Raw genomic sequence first — 2,499 nt, forward strand, 5'->3', positions numbered from 1 at the left:
ATGATTTCACCTTGAAAGTGCCGACCGTGGAAGGGATTCATCTGCTGTATCTCGAAATAAATAAGATATTTAGCTTATCATGTCAGCCTATTTGCAACAGTGCCACCCACAGTCCGTACATCAATTCCTAAAGCGATTGCCAGTAATGTGATCGCAATGATGCAGACAAGTGGAGAGGGGAGTAATTTTCCTAATTTGGGAACCAAAGGAAAGAGATAAATAATCGCCAGACCTAAAGCAACCAGAGCATATACATGCCAGGTCACATTAATCAGTTCTGGTAACTGAGCCATGAAAATTAAGATCGCTAACGCATTTACGAATCCAATAACTACAGATTTAGATACGAACCGCATTAACTTGGCGAGCTTTAAATAGCCTGCCAATATCTGAATCATGCCTGTCAGAATTGTTGCTGCCAGCAGATATTCAAGCCCATGCTCTTTGACCAATGTGACCATAAGCAGTGCCATAGCCCCTGTAGCAGCTGAAATCATTGCTGGACGACCACCTACGAAAGAAATCACGACAGCAATACAGAAGGATGCGTATAGACCGACTTTAGGATCTACACCTGCAATAATTGAAAATGCGATGGCTTCAGGGATGAGTGCAAGACCGACGACTAATCCGGCAAGTACATCCCCACGGATGTTAGAGAACCACTGTTCTCGGACATTAGATAACATAAACATAGCCTGTTTTTTAATTTTTCAGATAGGCCAGTGATGTGATATATACAACACACAAGCGACTACACCACATCACTAGACAGTGATGAGTTATTTACAGATTTAAGAGGGTAAATAAACTTAAGGTGGCGTAAGCGTCATAAGATGGAGGAACTTTTTAGAGTAAAAAATCAGGACAAGGGTAACAGCTAGGTACTTTTTTATAAAGCCTGGATGTTATACCAAGCTTTGTTTAATCGGTATTTTATGAAGCTTTTAGCTCCCCAAGTAATTGACCTATTTCCAAACGTGTATAGCCACGTTCTTTAAAGATCAAAACAATAGCCTGTTTATAATCTTCAGAAGTGGCCGTTTTATATTTATTAATTAATTGCAGCTCAGCATTAAGCTGAAGGTCATTTTTGATGGTCAATACTTCTGCAGAGACTTTATTAAAAATCTTGAAATTAAACATACAGGCACTCTTTATCAGTATTGTAGCGGCCCGACTACAACAAACACCTGTCTTAGCCTAGCTAGACACCCTTAGTAACAAGGATTACAAATTTTAAAAGGGTCTGCAAGTTTTTCTAAATGGGGAGTATAAATGATCTACTAATTTTTATAGGCTCATAAATAACTACCCCATAAAATTTAAGCTAAAAATTTAGTAATTTCTTCAGCTGTTGCTTTTGCTGTCCTTGAAACGCCCACTAAAGTTGCTGAACCAGGTCCAGTCCATTCACCATATCCCACTAACCACAGGTTAGGTTGTTTGACTGACCTTGTCCCTGTAACCAGTACCGTATTGTTTTCCTCTACGATCTCAAGTGGTTTTAAATGATCTAGAGCCGCTTTAAACCCAGTACACCAAATCACGGCATCGATCTGTTGAAAAGATCCATCCTCCCAAATCACGCCATCTTGCGTGAATGCTGTAAATGGTCGCTCACTATGCAGCACGCCACGTGCACGTGCATCTTTGACCGAATCAATCATGACAATATCGCCCAGGCCACCAATCGGCTGATCTACAGTACGACCTTCGAGTTGTGCCTTTAAACGCTCCGTAGCACGTAAAAACAAGATACGTCCATCAACATCATCAGCTAGAAATTGAGGAGGGATCGGGGTGATCCAAAGTGTATTGGCCACTTGAGAAACTTCAGCTAGAATTTGTGCGCCAGAATTTCCGCCACCCACAATCATGACGTTCTTATCTTTGAAGGTTTCTGCATTTTGGTAATGCGCGGAATGTAATTGTAGTCCTTTAAAATTCTCCTGACCTGAATAAGATGGGATATAAGGATGACTCCAAGTACCGGTTGCACTCACTACAGCTTTTGCTTTCCATGACTGTTCACCTGCATAGACGTTTAATATGTCTTCCTCAGCCTCAACACGATCAACGTGCACAGGACGGACAACCGGAAAATGATAACGTTGCTCATATTGCTGTATGTATTCAATCACTTCATGACGAGTCGGATAAGTTTGTTCTGTCCCTGGCATCATCCAGCCTGGTAAGGAACTCCAGCTATTCGGTGAAAACAGTCGCAAAGAATCCCAAGCATGTAGCCAGGCACCGCCTGCCTGCGGCTGTTCATCTAAAATGATAAAAGACAGACCATTGCGCTTTAAAAAGTAAGATGTAGCTAATGCTGCTTGCCCCCCACCAATGATGATCACGTCTGTTTCTGTTGTTATTGACATTTTTCTTTCCCATAACCTGAGTTCGATGAAATCCACTTAACCTTTTAGCATATTTTGGAAAGTTGGCTTATTGGGGTTCAAACAATAAGCCACTACAGCAGCCATGATATTCACC

At 41.4% G+C, this 2,499-nt stretch carries 2 protein-coding genes and 1 pseudogene; all 3 read right to left on the reverse strand.

The features are described from left to right. Positions 1–104: 104 nt before the first annotated feature. Positions 105–689, reverse strand: a pseudogene (locus ACE01T_RS17480) (SulP family inorganic anion transporter); the annotation flags it as partial. Positions 690–936: 247 nt separating this feature from the next. Next, entirely contained in the window at positions 937–1,146 is a 210-nt protein-coding gene (locus tag ACE01T_RS17485; protein WP_010116191.1) for a hypothetical protein, read from the reverse strand. Between the two features lie 179 nt (positions 1,147–1,325). Continuing rightward, complete coding sequence (locus tag ACE01T_RS17490; RefSeq protein ID WP_180058283.1) at positions 1,326–2,384, reverse strand: ArsO family NAD(P)H-dependent flavin-containing monooxygenase; 1,059 nt, start codon at positions 2,382–2,384, stop codon at positions 1,326–1,328. Between the last annotated feature and the right edge of the window lie 115 nt (positions 2,385–2,499).

The organism is Acinetobacter uliginosus (assembly GCF_044130295.1).
Taxonomy (GTDB): Bacteria; Pseudomonadota; Gammaproteobacteria; order Pseudomonadales; family Moraxellaceae; genus Acinetobacter.

What these genes read in the sequence shown, in the direction of transcription:
- ACE01T_RS17485 (WP_010116191.1), bottom strand. Translation starts at nt 1,146, where the DNA reads ATGTTTAATTTCAAGATTTTTAATAAAGTCTCTGCAGAAGTATTGACC.
- ACE01T_RS17490 (WP_180058283.1), bottom strand. Translation starts at nt 2,384, where the DNA reads ATGTCAATAACAACAGAAACAGACGTGATCATCATTGGTGGGGGGCAA.